Genomic DNA, 16,644 nt, shown 5'->3' on the forward strand with positions numbered 1-16,644 from the left:
TCCCAGCCAAATATCCGTTCAGGTTCAAGCAATAATGCTTATCCGAACGGCATTAAACATTAGCTTGGCGTTTTTTTTGTCTAAAGCCTCAAGTTCTAACGCTACTTTCGATTAACCCAAGCCCTATGTTCCAAATAGCTATTCATTGATGTTTTGTTTTGATTCCCATTTTGAGAAACAAAAAACGCCCTATAGAACCATGATTTAAACGATTGAAATATAAAGGTTATTTAATTGGCACAACTCCTGCAATCTCATTGTGTAGCTAAACGTTTTAAAGAAGTTACTTCAAGACAAATGTCAGAAAGGCGAAACAAGAATTATAAAGGCAGGGTCCAAATTATGAATACGCATTTAACGAAGCATGGTAAAAAGATCATACACGTTGTTCAGCACCTCGCTCCCGGCGGATTAGAAACCCTAACGTTAGATTTGCTGCGCCTTGCTAAACCAACAGACCAAGTGTTGATTGTCAGTTTAGAAGGGACAAAAGAAGACTCGATCAACAACTGGCCTAAATTAAAGCAGTATCAAAATCAAATCGTCTTTTTGGACAAAGCACCAGGCGTACAACTCAGTATCATCATCAAATTGATGAAAGCATTTAACGGTATTCGACCTGATGTTGTTCACACGCATCACATAGGCCCACTGCTCTACGCGGGTTACGCTGCCCGTGTAACTGGGGTTCCTACTCGAATTCATACCGAGCATGATGCTTGGCATTTGAAAAATACCAAACGTCGTCGCTTACAAGCCCTTGCATTGAAAGCGGCTCAACCAACGTTAGTGGCCGATGCAACACGCGTTTACAATCAGTTACGCTGTGCGTTTTCATACAAAAACATCATCACGATTAAAAACGGCGTAGATTGTGAGAAGTTTAAACCGATGTCAAAAGCAGACGCGAGAGCAAAGCACAAACTACCAACCGACAAATACATCATTGGTTGTGCGGGGCGTTTAGAGCACGTGAAAGGTCAAGACCAGCTGATTAAGGCACTTGCTCTACTGCCATCAAACACCGTTGTCGCACTGGCTGGCGATGGTTCAAAACGCAATCAACTGGAACAACTCACTGACCGCTTGAATCTCAGCGACCGTGTGATCTTTCTCGGCCTAGTGGATGACATGACTACCTTTTACGGAGCGCTGGATACCTTCTGCCTACCTTCACGCCACGAAGGGCTTCCTCTTTCTACACTCGAAGCCCAAGCATGTAACATTCCAACCGTCGCGATGAATGTCGGTGCGGTTGATGAAACCTTATGTCCCATCAGCAGTTCCCTCGTCAAAAGTGGCAGCATTGCCGGATTAGCCAGTGCGCTATTAGAAAAACAAAATGAACGCTTTTTGTCTCCTCGTCGTTACGTGCTCGACAACTTCGATATCATCAAAATGGTTTCGTCTTACAACGACATCTCAGAAGGAGCATACGCATGATCGATTGGTTACTTGCGGGACTTTGTCTGTTTTCAGGTGCGTTAATTGTCTATCATCACGCTGCCTATCCTTTACTACTACGCTGGTATGCGAAAAGTCACCCAGCACGTCAAATTGAAGAGAGCCATCGTTGTTACAAAGATGAACAGCAAGATTGTACGTTACCCACCATCACCATTCTTGTACCGGCATTTAACGAAGAGCAATGGATCGCAGATAAGATCCGTAACCTTGCTTCACTCGATTACCCAAAAAAGAAACTGCAAGTCATTATCGCTTGTGATGGTTGTACTGATGACACGGTCGAAATTGCTCAAATGACGATCCAAGAAGCGATGTGCAGTGATGTTCATTTTGAGATACATGACCATCAATTAAACCGAGGTAAAGTCACGGTTATAAATGAGGAAGTGACATGCATAACCAGTGACATTACAGCGATGAGTGATGTATCAGCCCTTATTTCATTGGATGCGCTGCTTATTGCCGCCGCTCACTTTGAAAGTGACAAGGTTGGAGTGGTAAACGCAACGTATCAGCTTTGCCCAACACGTAACGAAGGTGAAAATACCTATTGGCAGTATCAAACTGCCGTTAAAGAGTCAGAAGCTTCATTAGGTTCGAGCTTAGGTTCTCATGGCGCTTTCTACTTGTTTAGAACACACCTGTTCGAACTGCTTCCACTCAACACTATTAATGATGATTTCATCCTACCGATGCGAATCGTTAAACAAGGTTACATCGCAGAATACGAAACACAAATGGTCGCACTGGAACTAGAAGAATCAAATTTAGAAACAGATTTCAAAAGGAGACTTCGTATTTCAGCGGGTAACATGCAACAAGCGATTCGATTGTTTGGCTTGTTCAGCCCGAAGTTCAAAGGCATCGCGTTTGCGTTCTTCTCTGGAAAAGGACTTCGTCTACTCACTCCATATTTAATGATTGTGTGCTTGGTGTGCTCAATCTTACTTAACAACTACTTGGTATTTGAAGTGTTGTTATGGGCTCAAGTTGCCGTGTATACCATTGGCGTACTTGGCTGCATCTTGCCAAAGCGTCTCGTAAATAAACCTATTTCATTAATCTCTTATTTGATAGTTGGACACTATGCCAACTTCATTGGTGGCATTCGTTACCTAGTCGGGCTAGAAAACTCACCTTGGACACGAGCGAATCATTAAGGACTTATTATGATGAACATTGAACAGCTATCTACTCAAAACTTATACCAATACAAAATCTCACGTGCTAAACGTACTTTCGATTTCGTGAGTTCACTGATTGCTTTGATTTTGCTAGCGCCAGTATTTCCATTGATTGCGATGGCTATTGTACTCACTTCTCGTGGCCCGATTTTCTACCGTCAACTGCGTGTTGGTAAATCGACACCGGAGAAAATGGAAATCTTTGAGATCATGAAATTCCGTAGTATGTACGAAGATGCAGAAACGCGTTCTGGTGCAGTTTGGGCTACGGCGAATGACCCTCGAATCACACCCGTTGGCCGATTTTTAAGAAAGACGCGTCTTGATGAGTTGCCACAACTGATCAATGTATTGAAAGGTGAGATGTCACTAATTGGCCCACGTCCTGAACGCCCTACTTTTTACACCAAACTAGAGAACGAAATCCCCTACTTTGCTGACCGTACATACGGCGTAATGCCCGGTATTACTGGGCTAGCACAAGTAAATCAAGGTTATGATACCTGTATTGATGATGTACGTCGTAAAGTGGGCTTTGACCACAGTTATGCACTGAGTCTGTGCTCTATGAAATCTTGGATTGTGGCTGATCTCAGCATCATTTCTAAAACAATCATAGTAATGGTCGATGGACGTGGGCAATAGGTGAGATGTGTTCGCGGTGAAGTATGTTTTTTTATAGTCTACTTAAGGATATGTAACTCTTGACGCTTGATAGAAAGTGGCGACCAAATTGCTTAACAATTGGTCGCCACTTTAATTTATATTGAAGTGTTTATGCTTATTTAGGATCTAAAGCTTAAATTGACCAACAAGTTGGCTTAATTGCCCACCAGCCTGTTTAAGTTCATCCACAGCGGTACTTGATGTTTCACTAGATATCAGCAGTGAACTTACAATGTCACGTATAGTCACCAAGTTACGGTTTATTTCTTCCGTTACTGAGCTTTGCTCTGTTGCCGCAGTTGCTATATGGTCGGTCATTGCATTGATTGAGGCTACAGCGGTGCTAACATCATTTAAACCCGCTGAAATATCATTTGATGAAGTCACAACATCCTGACAAGTATTACTACTTTCACCCATAGACGAAACCGCTTGTTCAACCAACTTATGAAGCTCATCAAGCATGGTCTTAATCTCTAACGTACTACCTTGAGTTCTACTTGCAAGGTTACGTACTTCGTCTGCTACTACAGCAAAGCCTCGACCTTGCTCACCTGCTCGTGCGGCTTCGATCGCTGCGTTTAGTGCTAGTAAGTTAGTTTGCTCTGCAATCTCGCCAATAACCTGTAACACACCATCTATCTTTTTAGACTGGTCGTGGAGTGAATTCATGTGTTGACTTGTGGTCACTACATTCTGTTCTAAAGAGCCAATAGATTGTGTCGACTTTTGCACAAGGTTTTGAGCATTATGAGCGTCATTGTTAGCTTCATTCGTTGCACTAGCCACTTGATGAGCACTTTGTGCCACTTCGTTTGCTGTACTACTCATCTCAGTAACAGCTGTCACCACCTGCTCTGTCTCGTGGTTGTGTTCTTGAAGTTGATTACTTAGGTGAACCGTTTGGCTACTTATTTGGTCAGTGGCCGTCGTAACATTATTTGTAGCTTTCGAAACATCAGTAATAATATTGTGGAGCTTGCCGACAAACTGGTTAAATGCTTTACCTAATTGTCCAATTTCATCTGTACCCGACACATTAATTCGATGGGTAAGATCACCTTCACCATTCGCAATGTCGATAAAGGTATTAAGCATATCTTTGATTGGGGCAATCATGCGTGAAGCAACATAAGACATGATCAGACAAGTTAGGGCTACTAATGCAAGCGCAGTAATGACAATTGTTGAAATTTGCGTTTGCATACGCTCACTGGCTTCTTGACGGTAAACCTCTGTAGCCTTAGCAATGTCATCAATATACAGACCCGTTCCTAAGAACCAACCCGTTCCAGAAATAGGAGCAGCGTAAGCAATTTTTGGTTGAGGGACCGACGATCCTGGCTTGTCGTAAATGTATTCAATGAAACCACCACCTCTTGTCGCCTGTTCATGTAGGCGAACCGTGATTTTGATGCCATTCGGATCTTTTAAACCGCCGCCATCTTTACCTTCAAGTTGAGGCTTTAGACTGTGAACAATGTAGTGGTCATTTTCGTCGAACACAAAGAAGTATCCGCTGCCATTAGAAAAACGTGCTTCTTTTAACGCGAATCTAACCGCTTCTTGCGCTTCTTCACCTGTACCAAAGCGTCGAACTACATCTTCAACTACAGATTGAGCGATCGTAGCTGCATCTTCAATATTGTTCTTACGTTCATCGGTTAAGACCGTTTGGTAATCTTGAATTTCATATTCAAGAGCCGATAGTTGGGAGTTAATAACAATTACTAGAGTCACAATCGCAACCAACATCGCTGGTACAATTGCAGACAAAAGCATCTTCATTTTCATAGATAAATTATACATAAGTAGTCTCAAACATTATATTCGCGAAGATATTACATCATGCATACTTTTAAATAAACGCCGTACTTATTGATTGTATCGATGAGGTGATTTCGTTTTTCATTAAGTCACCTGAGTACATATGTCTCATACACACCAATAGGTTATTAATTATTCGTTGTTTTTTCGATTTTATGTACTATTTGATATACGATAACTGTTGTCATCCAATACCCAAATTCGAAACCAACCCTATGAAAATCGAAGATCTTAAGTTGTTCACCACCGTTGTCGAACTGGGTAGTTTTACTGCCGCCGCTAATGCTCTTGACCTTCCGCGAGCTAACGTTAGCCGTAGAATTAACGACCTTGAGAAATCTCTCGGCATTCAACTGTTCTTTAGAACCACACGAAGCCTCTCCTTAACCAAATCTGGCGAGCTCTATTACAAAGAATTACTCAATGCATTGAGTGCGCTCGACAAAGCAAACCATGTCGCTTCCAACCTGTCAGAGGTTGCACACGGACAAATTAAGATTGGTCTATTGCCTGAAACCAGCGATATCATGCAGTCGACTCTGTTTAAATTCCAAGATATGTATCCTAAAGTTGAGCTTGATATTCGCAACATTAGTAACGGCTTTGTCGACATGTACCGTCAAGGGTTAGACCTCGCTATGCATGGTGGTACGTTGAGCGATGCAAACGTGGTTGCCCGTAAAGTGATGGTTCTTCAACGTATTTTTGTCGCAAGCCCTGAATTTATTGAGAAACAAGGCAAGCCTTCAAGCCTAAGAGAGCTCACTAATTACCCATTTGTTTGCTTCAGGTGGCCAAGTGGGGACATCGATAAAGAATGGGACATCAAAGATCACACCGTCAAAGTAGAACCTTCGGTCGTCAGTGACAGCATTGGCTTTGTTAAAGGCGGTGTTATTCGACATAGAGGTATCGCGTTGTTACCAGAACTTTTGGTGCGACATCAGCTCAAAGACGGTAGCTTGATTAACCTATTCCCCGACGACAATCTTCAAAAAGAAGAAGCATGGTTGCTCTACCCTCAGCGTAAAGCGTTAAGCCATTCAGCACAGCTTTTGATTGATTTTCTATTACAAGAACTTCCGAAACTCTAACTATTGTAATGAATATTGTGACAGTGTTTCACGAGCAGGCTAGATTATCCTAACGAAATAGAAAGATAGAATCGCTTCATAAATTCAAGAGGAGCAATCCATGAAGCCTATCTTTCAACATTCATCTATTTTTCAACGTTCGTCTACTTTTCAACAGACACCTATATTCAAATATACAGTCATTGCACTAAGCTTAACCGCCCTGCTTGGCTGTAATGACTCAGAGGCGACTGCGCCTCAAAAACAAGCTCGACCAATTCAAGTGATTCAACTTGAACCTCTTTCACATACGGCTGAAAAGTCTTTTACTGGCAAGATACAATCATCGGAAACGGCTGGCGTTGCGTTTCGTGTGCCTGGCACTATTCAAAATATGATGGTCTCTGTTGGTGATTCAGTAAAGAAAGGCCAACCACTTGCGCAGTTAGACCCTCATGACTATCAAGTTGCGTTAGAAGAGTTACAAGCACGAGCCCTTGAAGCTAAATCTGCACACAAATTGGCAACATCCGAACTTGTACGCGTAAAACAAGCCATCGCTGATAATGCGATTGCCGATGTTAACCTAGACCGTGCTATTAGCGGGTACGAGCGAAGTGAAGCGGCGGTTAAAGTCGTAGAACAGAATATACGCCGTGCGAAAGATTCGATTCGTTATACCCAATTGCTCGCCCCTTTCGATGGTGTGGTTGCGGCATCCAATTTTGACCAGTACGAACAAGTAATGCCGGGCATCTCGGTGTTCACAATCCACAATCCAGATAAACTTGAAGTTAAAATTCAAGTACCTGAAAATTTGATTCATGAGTTCAAACCAAATCAAAGTTCTGTCATAGATTGGTATGGTTCAGAGACTAAACTAATTGGTTATGCCGCTGAAATTTCAACGTCACCTCACCCAATCAAGCAGACCTATGCGGTTACTTACCATGTCGACTCCACTGACAAATCGGTATTACCTGGAAAAGCGGTCACATTGACGACTCAACTTGGAGAAGCGAGCAGTAATTTCTGTTTGCCATATTCTGCGTTAGTCAATCAAACGGGTATCGAGCAAGTATTCACGGTTAAAAATGAACAAGCTCATGGCGTGACTGTGGATGTGATTTCTATGTCCAAAAACACTGTGTGTGTTGAATCGACGCTCAACGATGGCGACTTTGTGGTCGTGAGTGGCGCACAATACGTGGTGGAAGGACAATACTTCTCCAATATTCAAGTTAAAAGCCTGTAGGTGAACCATGATGAATCTAGCTGATTTTGCAATCAAACAACGCACCTTCATCCTGTTTTTCACTGCACTGAGTGTCATCGCAGGCCTGTTTTCTTATTTTGAGCTTGGAAAACTTGAAGACCCAAGCTTCACCATAAAAACGGCCGTCGTTGTAACGCTCTACCCTGGCGCTTCTGCGGAAGAAGTGGAACAACAAGTCACCGACACCGTCGAAACTAAACTCCAAGAAATGGCGACACTTAATCGGCTTCGATCTTTATCGCGCCCTGGCATGTCGATGGTATTTGTCGACCTAAAAGAGTCTCTTAATTCAAAAGCTCTTCCTCAAGAGTGGGACTTATTACGCCGTAAAGTGTCTGATATGAAGTTATTGCTACCTTCAACTGCACAGATCAGTGTCGTACAAGACGAATTCTCTGAAGTCTACGGCATGCTTTTCTCTATCCATAGTAATGATGCATCGCCTGCAGAATTAAGACGTTACGCAGAAGAGCTCCAACGCAGAATTAAAACCGTCGATGGTATTAAGAAGATTGAACTGCATGGTGTTCAACCACGCGTTGTTCATATCGATATCCCAGATGAAAGGTTGGCGCAATACGGCCTATCTATCACACAAGTTTGGTCGCAGTTGAATACGCAAAACATGACGTTTGATGCGGGTAAGTTTTCAGTAGGTACAGAGCGAATCCGAGTTCAACAGTCGAGTGAGTTCAGTTCGTTAGACGACATCAAAAACCTGATGATCAAAGGCGGTGTGAGTGAATTGGGAACCAGTTTAATTCGCTTAGGTGATATTGCTGACATCACAATGGGTTACCAAGAGCCAATGATGACAGAAAACCGCTACAACGGTGTACCTGCAGTCACGTTAGCGATGAGCCCAGTCACCGGTGTTAACGTGGTATCACTTGGCGATGAAATCAACCAGATCGTTAGCGATTTTCAAACAACTTTACCACTAGGTGTTGATATTGCGACAGTTGCTAACCAACCTGAAGAAGTTCAGAAATCGATCGACAACTTCGTAAGTAACTTATTGGAAAGTGTCGCGATTGTATTTATCGTCTTGTCAGTATTCATGGGATTAAAAAGTGCAACCATCGTCGGTTCGAGCCTCCTGCTGACTATCTTGTTGACGCTTATCTACATGAACATGACTTCGATTGACTTACACCGAGTTTCTCTAGGTACCTTCATTCTTGCCCTCGGCATGTTGGTAGATAACGCTATTGTCATCACCGACATGATGATTGTGAAAATCAACAAAGGCATCGACCGCACTAAAGCCGCGATTGACTCTGTTAAAGAGACAGCAACACCACTCTTTGGTGCGACAGTTATCGCTATCATGGGTGCGAGCCCTGTAATTTTTTCAAAAACCGATGCTGCTGAGTTCGCAAGCTCGGTATTCCTTATCATCGCGTCGTCATTGTTACTGTCTTGGCTAGTTGCGATGACCTTCACGGCCTTGATGTGTTGGTTCTTCATCAAGCCAACCAAGCAAGCTGATAACACCAAAGTCAGCTTATACCGTAAGAGTGTCAACTGGACTGTCGAGAATCCGCTTAAAGCATTGAGCGCCTTGGTTCCGTTGATATTAGTGACTGCATTAGCTATCCCGAACATTGCCGTTAACTTTATTCCACAAGCCGACAGACCGATCCTGTTCCTAGATTACTGGCTACCGAACGGTGCCAAGGTTGAGCAAACCTCAGAAGACATGAAGCGAATCGAACAATGGTTGTTGGAACAGCCGGAAGTCGAAAGTATTTCAACCTATGTTGGCGCAGGTGCTCCTCGCTTCTCAGTGACTATAGAGCCAGAACCGTTCGATCCGGCTTACGGTCAGATTTTGATTAATGCGACTGATTTTCCGTCACTAAGTCCATTGATTGCACGCGGTGATAAATGGTTAATGGAAGAGTTTCCGAACGCAGACCCTCGCTTTAGAAGCTTAAAATTGGCGACGGCGGATAAATTCAGCGTTGAAGCACGTTTCTCAGGCCCTGATACCGAGGTCTTACATGGCTTATCAGAGCAAGCAAAAGCAATCTTCGCAGAACACCCAGACACCAAGTACGTTCGTGACGACTGGCGACAGAAAAGTAAAGTATTTGAGCCGGTCATCAACCAAGAAAAGATGCGCACTGCAGGTATAAACCGCGCGGATATTGCGTTCGCGATGAAGCGAGCTTCAGAAGGTATGCCCTTGGGTCGTATGAACTTAAACGATGAACTGGTCACAATTCAACTGCGAGGCACAAAGAGTTCGATTCAGTCATTGGAAACGTTGCCCGTTCGATCTCTGTTGGGCATCCACAGTGTTCCACTTGGCCAAGTTGTCGATGGATTTGAATTAAGCAGCGAAGAAACCATGATTTGGCGCCGTGACCGTGTAAAAACCATCACAGCACAAGCAGGTGTCGGTCGTTACACCACACCAGCAGCGGTGAGGAACTCAATTAAAGATCAAATTGAAGCGATTCATTTGCCTGATGGTTATAGCCTTGAATGGGGTGGCGAATATTACGACGAGCATAAAGCGGTCAGCGATATTCTTAAACAGCTACCTAAAGCGATGTTGTTGATGGTGATCATCCTAGTTGCGATGTTTAACGGCTTCAAACAGCCAGTGATCATCTTCACCACCCTACCGCTAGCAGCGACGGGTGCCACATTCAGCTTGTTGCTGTTGGACAAACCGTTCGGCTTCATGGCGTTGATTGGCGCGGTAACCTTGACAGGTATGATCATCAAGAACGGTATCGTGTTGATGGACCAGATCGAGCTTGAACGTAAAGACGGTCGCTCACTATCTGACGCCATCAAAGAAGCAACCGTGAACCGCACAATGGCGATTTCAATGGGGGCACTTACTACAGCACTTGGCATGATCCCGTTGTTAAGCGACCTACTGTTTGACCAGATGGCGGCAACCATTATCGGTGGCTTAGCTGCAGCAACCGTGTTGTCTCTGTTTGTGATGCCTGCGCTGTACAAGCTTTTCTATCGAACTGAAGAAAAAAAGACAGTAGCAGAAGCAATCAAAGACGCCGTGATTGTGCTTGATGCAACACCTCAGCCTTCAAACAGCGGCAATACAACTTCATTCAACAAGGAGCAATAAACATGCATCCATTAACTAAGTTTAAAGTCGCTCCTATAGCGCTCGCCTTGTTGCTGACAGGTTGCGCGGTTGGCCCAAATTACGAAGAACCGCAAACGACCATGGCAGAGACATTCTTATATAGCCAAGGTGATGTGAACCAAGACGGCGTGAGCCAAAACGAACAGCAGAACCATTGGTGGACGCAGTTCAATGATCCAACGCTCAATCAGTTAGTGGCCGATGTTCAAAGCCAGAACATCCCACTTAAACTGGCCGCTGAGCGAATCAACATGGCTAACTCATAAAAAAGCGTTGTTGAATCATTCAAAGTCCCAACCATCAATGTCGGTGGCGGTTATTACAACTACCAATTGAGTGAGAACGACTCCCTACTCGGCCCGGTATTTGGCGCTTCTGATGCGGTTGAATCGGCCACAGGTATGTCGTTGCTTGAAGCACAACACGATGGTGGGTTCTTAGGTGCGAGCATCGCGTGGGAAATGGACTTGTTTGGACGTATCGATAAGCAATCCAACGCGGCGACAATTCGAGTTGAACAAGCCGAGATATTCCAATCGGGTTTGAACACCTTGATCACTGCCGATATCATTCACAACTACCTACAATATCGTGGCGCTCAAGAGCGAAAAGCGATCGCACTAGAGAACATTTCCGACCAAAAGCAGACTTTAGAACTGGTCATCAAAGTTGTTCGTAGCGGCTATGGCTCGGAGTTAGATCTTGCTCAAGCCAAAGCCATGCTTGCCGCGACTGAATCCATTGTTCCTCAACTTGAAATCGCAGAGCAAGTTCACAAACAACGTATGGCAGTGTTGTTAGGCGAATCACTTACGAGCGTGAACCAACGTTTAGCGGGTGAATTTACGTTACCGAGAATGAACGATGTAATTCCGACAGGCTTACCTTCTGACTTATTAGAACGACGCCCAGATATCCGAATCGCAGAACGCGAAATGGCAGCCATTAACGAAGAACTTGGTGCAAGCATTGCTAATCGCTATCCAAAGTTCTTCCTAACGGGTACGCCAGGTGTGACGGTTGGAAGCTTTGATGATCTGTTCAGTAGCGACTCATTCGGTTGGGCTGCATCTGCCGGTATCAGTTGGAATGTATTCGATGGTGGCCGAGGCGAAGCCATGGTAGAAATGAACGAAGCAAGGTTCCGTTCTGCAGCGCTTAACTACCAACACTCTGTCGACAGCGCCTTTGCAGAAGTCGATTCAAGCTTGTTTTCCTATGGCCGTAGCCAAGAGAACCAAAAGCGCATCGATGAAGCTACCCTTGCCGTTGATAACGCGGTGAGCAAGGCAAAGTCGCTATACAAAGCGGGGCTAGTCGATTACTTGTCGGTGTTAGACGCACAAAGACAACAAAAAGCGATGCAAGATCGCCAAGTAGCCGCCAAGCTTCAAACCGCCAACACCACGATTGCGGTGTATAAAGCCTTAGGTGGAGGTTGGAAAGTGGCGAACGAAACGCAGAGTGTCGAATTAGCTCACGTTAACTAGTCTTTCTGCTCTATGTTCTCTGCTGAATGTTCTTTGTTCTGTGGTGAATGATGTAATAAACGTAATAAAAAATACCGCCGTTGATTACGGCGGTATTTTTATGAATTCGTTAACTGGCTAATGAGCTGACCAACAAGATAACAAGTGACTAGGACTTAGATTCATCGTTGCTATCTGTGTCTACGGTTTTGATCAAAGGGCCTGCGCACTCGACAAAATCACCAATATCGAAAGTCTCAGGCGCATCGGCTCCACCCGTCACCCCAAAACTACCAGTAACCGTTGGCTCCTTATCAGTCTTATCTACGTCTAAAATGATCTCTACTTTATACGTGTGACCATCAGGAAGGAGTTTGGCACACTCTTCTAGTGTTGAAGCGGTAGCACCCATGCTAAAACCGAATAAACACACCGCAAGTACACTACTTTTCATTTTCAACATCATAAAACCTCTCGAAGACTATAGAGGCATCATACCAATAATCGGCAAACCTTCACGATAAAAGTTGAGAAGTGAATTCATAGCAACAAGGCCAATTAGCCCCAACCATGGGGAGCGCTTTCGCTATCATCGTACTCAGTATGACAAACCGAGCACTTGAAGTAGTTAATTTTAGATTCTGATTTATGTGAACCCAACAACACACCGAATGCAATATTTAGAATTCGCGACTTTAAGCTGTTCTTCTCTTGCTGTTTTAACTTCACTTCGGACGCGCTTAACCTGATGTGTGACGTTTCCTTATTGCAGTTTCCACATCGTAATACAGTGTCATTTTCTTGCATTTCCCTATTCCTTTAAGCACGTATATAGACAGTTTCGTTATAACCTAAGTTCGCTGACTGAATTAGGTTCCAAACCGATATTAATAAGTAAACGCTTAGATTCAAAGCAAACTAAAGAACCGTCACGCCTTCAACTTCAATCACTGAGTTAACATTCGCTCGCTCGATTATCTTGAGTAACGTTGTCTGGATTAGCTCATTATCTCGAATTTCTGTTTCGCAAGAGAAACGCTCCTCTTGAACACCATCGCTCTCACCCAACATAAATTGAACCGAAACTTCCGTTGCGAGATCTTTTGTCGTTCCGTAATACGCTAGCGTGATTTTTGGGTATCCGTTGTCGCCTTTTTTAACCTGCTTTGCGATGCGTTTTTTAGCTTTATCTAAATTCATACAACTTCCTTTAAGGCTGAAACTAAAAATGAACAAACGTCTGGCATATCGTAGTTTTACTATAAAGCATTACCACATCCACTACATGATTTTATGGATGATAATCCTCTTTTTCTTACGTTAGTTTTTCCACAAGAAACACAAAATTTCAATGAGTGGATATTGTAAATAGACGTCAAGATAACCAGCGGAACCCAGACCAATAATTCTGACCCATTACCACCTGAGCTATAGATAAAACCAATCGAGAAGATACCAAAAACAACAGACTGCAAAGTCCACAATGTTTGTTTGTACTTCGCACCTTTGATAATAAAAAACGTAAAAAAGCCAATTGAGCTACTGATAAGCCCATAAACCGCAAAACCTATAAAGGCTTCTTGTTGATTCATAACTCTCCCTGTCAACCTCACGTTTATGGTCCGAGCAACGCTACTGCCCCAAAACCATGCGACCTTAAACATTAGTCAAACTTTAAACGAAAAGTGCCAAGCCTCGTAAATCACTTTTGAGTTATCTGTTCGTTAGCAGCTTTCAAGGCCGCATTTAAACCGTCTGTATCCTTACAACCAATGTAAACATGCTGTCCATTGCTTAGGCTTAACTTCAGCGCTGAACCTATCGATACATTATATAACCAACCATCGCTCAACATGCGGATGCCAATACCTTGATACCACTTGCTTTGATAAAACGATGTCTCCGTTATGTCTGACACTTCTACATTCTTACGCCAAAAACCAAAACCGAAATACCAGCTCAATGCATTGCCTTTGACCTCAATTGTCATGGAGAAAAAGAGCAAAGCAATTAACCCGTTGATGGCGTGAGCGATGAATGTTCCGGAGTTATTATCAGACATAATGACAATGAAAGCACTTATCGAAACAAGGATGAGCAACAACCCCTTGTTGTATTCCTTACTATAAAACACAGTTATATCTCCTATAGACAACGAACAACCAATTACCTAGCCAACAGCTATCTTACAAATAATCGTGGCGAGTAATGAAAGTAGATTCCCCAAAACCAAGTAGCATTACCTTGATACTACCTAACCAAAGTATCAAAGCAGAATAACCTTGTTCAGGTTTAAGCCTTGTTATAAAGCACATCGAATCTACATTAGCCACTTGGCTATGCTTTGACCCATTCGGATCGCAGGACAGCTAAAACTATGGTATCCCACCACCGCCCTTTGAAAAAACGATGCTCTCTAAAGTGCGCTTCTTGACGCATACCTAAAGACTTACAGAGCTTAATGGCAGGTAAATTCTTACTGATTGTCTCCGCATAAATGCGGTGTACGCCCAATGTTGAAAAACCAAAATCAGCCAAAGCGAGAGCCGCTTCATTGCTTAACTTATGACCTTGATGCGATCTTGAAAACGCACACCCCATTGAAGCTTGCTGATTGTCTTCTAAACGCAAACAAACAGTACCAATGAACTGCCCTGTGCTCTTATATTCAACTGCGAGTTGATATGATTTCCTTGGTTCTTCAGACGCCTGGGCTATAAACAAGTTGGTTAACTCTTTATATTTAATAGGGTCACAGTCACTTTCATCATAGAAACGCTGATATTTAGCATCTTGAGACATCGCCACGAAAGCATTTTCATCGCTAGGATTCATATCCCTAATAATCAGCCGCTTTGTCTCAATTTTAAACATCGAAAGTTCCTTTTCATCGTTGTAAGCTAACGCCCAATAACGTAACCAAATACACTCAAATCTACCATCTAAATCACTAAAGCAAAGCCGAACTGCAACGGCAACGGCAACGGCAACGGCAACGGCAACGGCCAAGTGTTAACTGTCTGCTTAAATTACTAGCTATATTTCTTGATTTATAGCTTTCACCTGCTCAATTAGAGTATCGTATTCATACTCAATCCCTGAAAGGGTTATGCCTGTTCTAACCCTTTCAGGGAGCTTGGTACTATTATTTTATGAAATGGCGTAACGAAGAACATATAGGTCTTACCAAACACATTGTTCACATGAACCACGGTATTTGCGTGAACAATCGCGGTTTCTCCTTCAGGCTCAATAAGAAAAGAAACTCGGACATTAAGATGTTTATCACAGTCTTCCAATACAACTTCATTCTCAGTTGAACTGACCAACGTAAAAATACCGACTCGTTCGCCTACTACGTATTCTGAACCTAATTTATCTCGGGATACATCTTGTAGACCACCCAAATTTTTTAAACCGAGTTTCGATACAACCCAGTTTCTCGTAGACATCAGAAATGAAATCCAAGTCGGTGTTTGAGTTGCTATTTCAAGAAATACTTCAATAGCAGTTTGGTTGTTGTATTTTATTTTTTTTGAAAAGCTATCACAGAAATATGAGTTTTTAGAATACTCGCTCAATAGTGACTTCTTGGGTATAGACATAAACTCTCCTTGATGATGAAAAGTCGACAATTCGCCATAGCGAATAATATGGACTCCCCCTCCTGAGGAACTGCCACACTTAAGTGGGATTACACCGGAGGTAACATGTCTGATGATTCTTACTTCAGCGGTATCACTCTAACTAAAAAACACTTTAGCCTTCATGCCGCAGACCAACATGGCAATACTTAAAAGTCAGTTACTCGATCTTAATTACTAATCTCATACTCGTTTTTTATACGGGGCAATTCCTCATATGTACTGATTGCTTTAACTGCACCGCTTAGATCATTTTTGCCATTAAAGCTATGCTTGACAGCAATGACATCACAGCCACTAGATTTACCAGCACGAATACCCGCTGTGGAATCTTCAAACACAATTGTTTGGCCAGGTGAAGCCGCTAATCTACCAAGAGCTAAAGTATAGGCTTCAGGATCCGGTTTATGCTTAGTTACGTGCTCCTGTGTGATAACAAGGTCAAAAGCATTCTCGAGCTGCAACGAGGTTAAAATATTATCAACCATCCATGTTGCTGCTGAACTAACAACTCCACACTTTTTCCCTGCTAGTTTTAACTGTTCTATGTAAGCCTTAGCCCCAACATTTAGCTCAAGATCATCATTGAGCATCTGTTCGTAATGAGCTCGAAAGTGGTAATTAAACTCTTCTAAGTCAGGAGCAATATTAGCATTTTCAAAAAAGTGACCCGTTACAACCTGCCAACTTTCCCCCATAACATCTTTGTAAATGTTGTGGTCTACGTGTGCGCCATAATCTAAACAAGCTAATGCTAACGCTTTGCCCTTTAAAGGCTCTGAATTTACTAATGTTCCGTCCATATCGAACAGATAAACTTCGTAATCTTTCAATTCACTCTCCATGTTAGATTTTTCGTATCCGCCCCACGAACCCACGGGGCGACTTGTCAGTGTTTGAAGTTCCAA

Annotated in this window: 15 protein-coding genes and 1 pseudogene; 7 read left to right on the top strand and 9 right to left on the bottom strand. The window is 43.1% G+C overall.

The window, feature by feature from the left end:
• Window positions 1–342 precede the first annotated feature (342 nt).
• Genes ACED42_RS20450 through ACED42_RS20460 form a run of 3 tightly spaced genes read left to right on the top strand, consistent with a single transcriptional unit; the run spans window position 343 to window position 3,296 of the window.
• Window positions 343–1,443: a glycosyltransferase gene (locus ACED42_RS20450; protein WP_371703953.1), complete on the top strand. Its 1,101-nt coding sequence runs from the start codon at window positions 343–345 to the stop codon at window positions 1,441–1,443.
• On the top strand, window positions 1,440–2,627 hold the full coding sequence (locus ACED42_RS20455; protein WP_371703954.1) for a glycosyltransferase family 2 protein: 1,188 nt from the start codon (window positions 1,440–1,442) through the stop codon (window positions 2,625–2,627). The genes ACED42_RS20450 and ACED42_RS20455 overlap by 4 nt, the downstream gene beginning before the upstream one ends.
• A gap of 9 nt (window positions 2,628–2,636) precedes the next feature.
• A complete protein-coding gene (locus tag ACED42_RS20460; RefSeq protein WP_017097829.1) occupies window positions 2,637–3,296 on the top strand; it encodes a sugar transferase in 660 nt (219 codons plus the stop codon).
• Between the two features lie 147 nt (window positions 3,297–3,443).
• Here ACED42_RS20460 and ACED42_RS20465 read toward each other — a convergent pair whose 3' ends face one another.
• Window positions 3,444–5,126, bottom strand: a complete 1,683-nt coding sequence (locus ACED42_RS20465) for a methyl-accepting chemotaxis protein (RefSeq protein WP_371695108.1) — start codon at window positions 5,124–5,126, stop codon at window positions 3,444–3,446.
• 233 nt (window positions 5,127–5,359) lie between these two features.
• On the opposite strand from ACED42_RS20465, the gene ACED42_RS20470 reads away from it, so the two are divergent.
• From ACED42_RS20470 to ACED42_RS20485, 4 genes and pseudogenes are all read left to right on the top strand, one after another.
• A complete protein-coding gene (locus ACED42_RS20470) occupies window positions 5,360–6,238 on the top strand; it encodes a LysR family transcriptional regulator (protein ID WP_371703955.1) in 879 nt (292 codons plus the stop codon).
• Window positions 6,239–6,338: 100 nt separating this feature from the next.
• Window positions 6,339–7,472 carry an efflux RND transporter periplasmic adaptor subunit gene (locus tag ACED42_RS20475; RefSeq protein WP_371703957.1) on the top strand — a complete coding sequence of 378 codons (1,134 nt, stop codon included), beginning with the start codon at window positions 6,339–6,341 and terminating at the stop codon, window positions 7,470–7,472.
• Between the two features lie 10 nt (window positions 7,473–7,482).
• On the top strand, window positions 7,483–10,602 hold the full coding sequence (locus tag ACED42_RS20480) for an efflux RND transporter permease subunit (protein ID WP_371703961.1): 3,120 nt from the start codon (window positions 7,483–7,485) through the stop codon (window positions 10,600–10,602).
• A gap of 2 nt (window positions 10,603–10,604) precedes the next feature.
• Window positions 10,605–12,113: pseudogene (locus tag ACED42_RS20485) on the top strand (efflux transporter outer membrane subunit).
• 148 nt (window positions 12,114–12,261) lie between these two features.
• Here the strand turns inward: ACED42_RS20485 and ACED42_RS20490 are convergent.
• The 8 genes from ACED42_RS20490 to ACED42_RS20525 form a co-directional block, all read right to left on the bottom strand.
• Window positions 12,262–12,558, bottom strand: a complete 297-nt coding sequence (locus tag ACED42_RS20490; protein ID WP_371703958.1) for a hypothetical protein — start codon at window positions 12,556–12,558, stop codon at window positions 12,262–12,264.
• Window positions 12,559–12,650: 92 nt separating this feature from the next.
• A complete protein-coding gene (locus ACED42_RS20495; RefSeq protein WP_017093513.1) occupies window positions 12,651–12,899 on the bottom strand; it encodes a hypothetical protein in 249 nt (82 codons plus the stop codon).
• A 111-nt stretch (window positions 12,900–13,010) separates the two neighbouring features.
• Window positions 13,011–13,292, bottom strand: coding sequence for a hypothetical protein (locus ACED42_RS20500; RefSeq protein WP_009846780.1), 282 nt, complete (start codon window positions 13,290–13,292; stop codon window positions 13,011–13,013).
• A gap of 59 nt (window positions 13,293–13,351) precedes the next feature.
• Entirely contained in the window at window positions 13,352–13,684 is a 333-nt protein-coding gene (locus ACED42_RS20505; RefSeq protein ID WP_009846781.1) for a hypothetical protein, read from the bottom strand.
• Window positions 13,685–13,794: 110 nt separating this feature from the next.
• Window positions 13,795–14,247 (bottom strand): hypothetical protein, encoded by a 453-nt coding sequence (locus ACED42_RS20510; RefSeq protein ID WP_371703959.1) that lies wholly within the window; start codon window positions 14,245–14,247, stop codon window positions 13,795–13,797.
• Between the two features lie 182 nt (window positions 14,248–14,429).
• On the bottom strand, window positions 14,430–14,966 hold the full coding sequence (locus tag ACED42_RS20515) for a GNAT family N-acetyltransferase (RefSeq protein WP_029222935.1): 537 nt from the start codon (window positions 14,964–14,966) through the stop codon (window positions 14,430–14,432).
• A 233-nt stretch (window positions 14,967–15,199) separates the two neighbouring features.
• Complete coding sequence (locus tag ACED42_RS20520; protein WP_065680417.1) at window positions 15,200–15,697, bottom strand: DUF2867 domain-containing protein; 498 nt, start codon at window positions 15,695–15,697, stop codon at window positions 15,200–15,202.
• Between the two features lie 209 nt (window positions 15,698–15,906).
• Window positions 15,907–16,581: an HAD family phosphatase gene (locus ACED42_RS20525; protein WP_135443008.1), complete on the bottom strand. Its 675-nt coding sequence runs from the start codon at window positions 16,579–16,581 to the stop codon at window positions 15,907–15,909.
• Window positions 16,582–16,644: the final 63 nt, after the last annotated feature.

This window comes from Vibrio sp. FF145, assembly GCF_041439075.1.
Lineage (GTDB): Bacteria > Pseudomonadota > Gammaproteobacteria > Enterobacterales > Vibrionaceae > Vibrio > Vibrio tasmaniensis_A.

Excerpts from the sequence above, each read along its gene's own strand:
- ACED42_RS20450 (WP_371703953.1), top strand. The coding sequence starts at position 343 with ATGAATACGCATTTAACGAAGCATGGTAAAAAGATCATACACGTTGTT.
- ACED42_RS20455 (WP_371703954.1), top strand. The coding sequence starts at position 1,440 with ATGATCGATTGGTTACTTGCGGGACTTTGTCTGTTTTCAGGTGCGTTA.
- ACED42_RS20460 (WP_017097829.1), top strand. The coding sequence starts at position 2,637 with ATGATGAACATTGAACAGCTATCTACTCAAAACTTATACCAATACAAA.
- ACED42_RS20465 (WP_371695108.1), bottom strand. The coding sequence starts at position 5,126 with ATGTATAATTTATCTATGAAAATGAAGATGCTTTTGTCTGCAATTGTA.
- ACED42_RS20470 (WP_371703955.1), top strand. The coding sequence starts at position 5,360 with ATGAAAATCGAAGATCTTAAGTTGTTCACCACCGTTGTCGAACTGGGT.
- ACED42_RS20475 (WP_371703957.1), top strand. The coding sequence starts at position 6,339 with ATGAAGCCTATCTTTCAACATTCATCTATTTTTCAACGTTCGTCTACT.
- ACED42_RS20480 (WP_371703961.1), top strand. The coding sequence starts at position 7,483 with ATGAATCTAGCTGATTTTGCAATCAAACAACGCACCTTCATCCTGTTT.
- ACED42_RS20490 (WP_371703958.1), bottom strand. The coding sequence starts at position 12,558 with ATGATGTTGAAAATGAAAAGTAGTGTACTTGCGGTGTGTTTATTCGGT.
- ACED42_RS20495 (WP_017093513.1), bottom strand. The coding sequence starts at position 12,899 with ATGCAAGAAAATGACACTGTATTACGATGTGGAAACTGCAATAAGGAA.
- ACED42_RS20500 (WP_009846780.1), bottom strand. The coding sequence starts at position 13,292 with ATGAATTTAGATAAAGCTAAAAAACGCATCGCAAAGCAGGTTAAAAAA.
- ACED42_RS20505 (WP_009846781.1), bottom strand. The coding sequence starts at position 13,684 with ATGAATCAACAAGAAGCCTTTATAGGTTTTGCGGTTTATGGGCTTATC.
- ACED42_RS20515 (WP_029222935.1), bottom strand. The coding sequence starts at position 14,966 with ATGTTTAAAATTGAGACAAAGCGGCTGATTATTAGGGATATGAATCCT.
- ACED42_RS20520 (WP_065680417.1), bottom strand. The coding sequence starts at position 15,697 with ATGTCTATACCCAAGAAGTCACTATTGAGCGAGTATTCTAAAAACTCA.
- ACED42_RS20525 (WP_135443008.1), bottom strand. The coding sequence starts at position 16,581 with ATGGAGAGTGAATTGAAAGATTACGAAGTTTATCTGTTCGATATGGAC.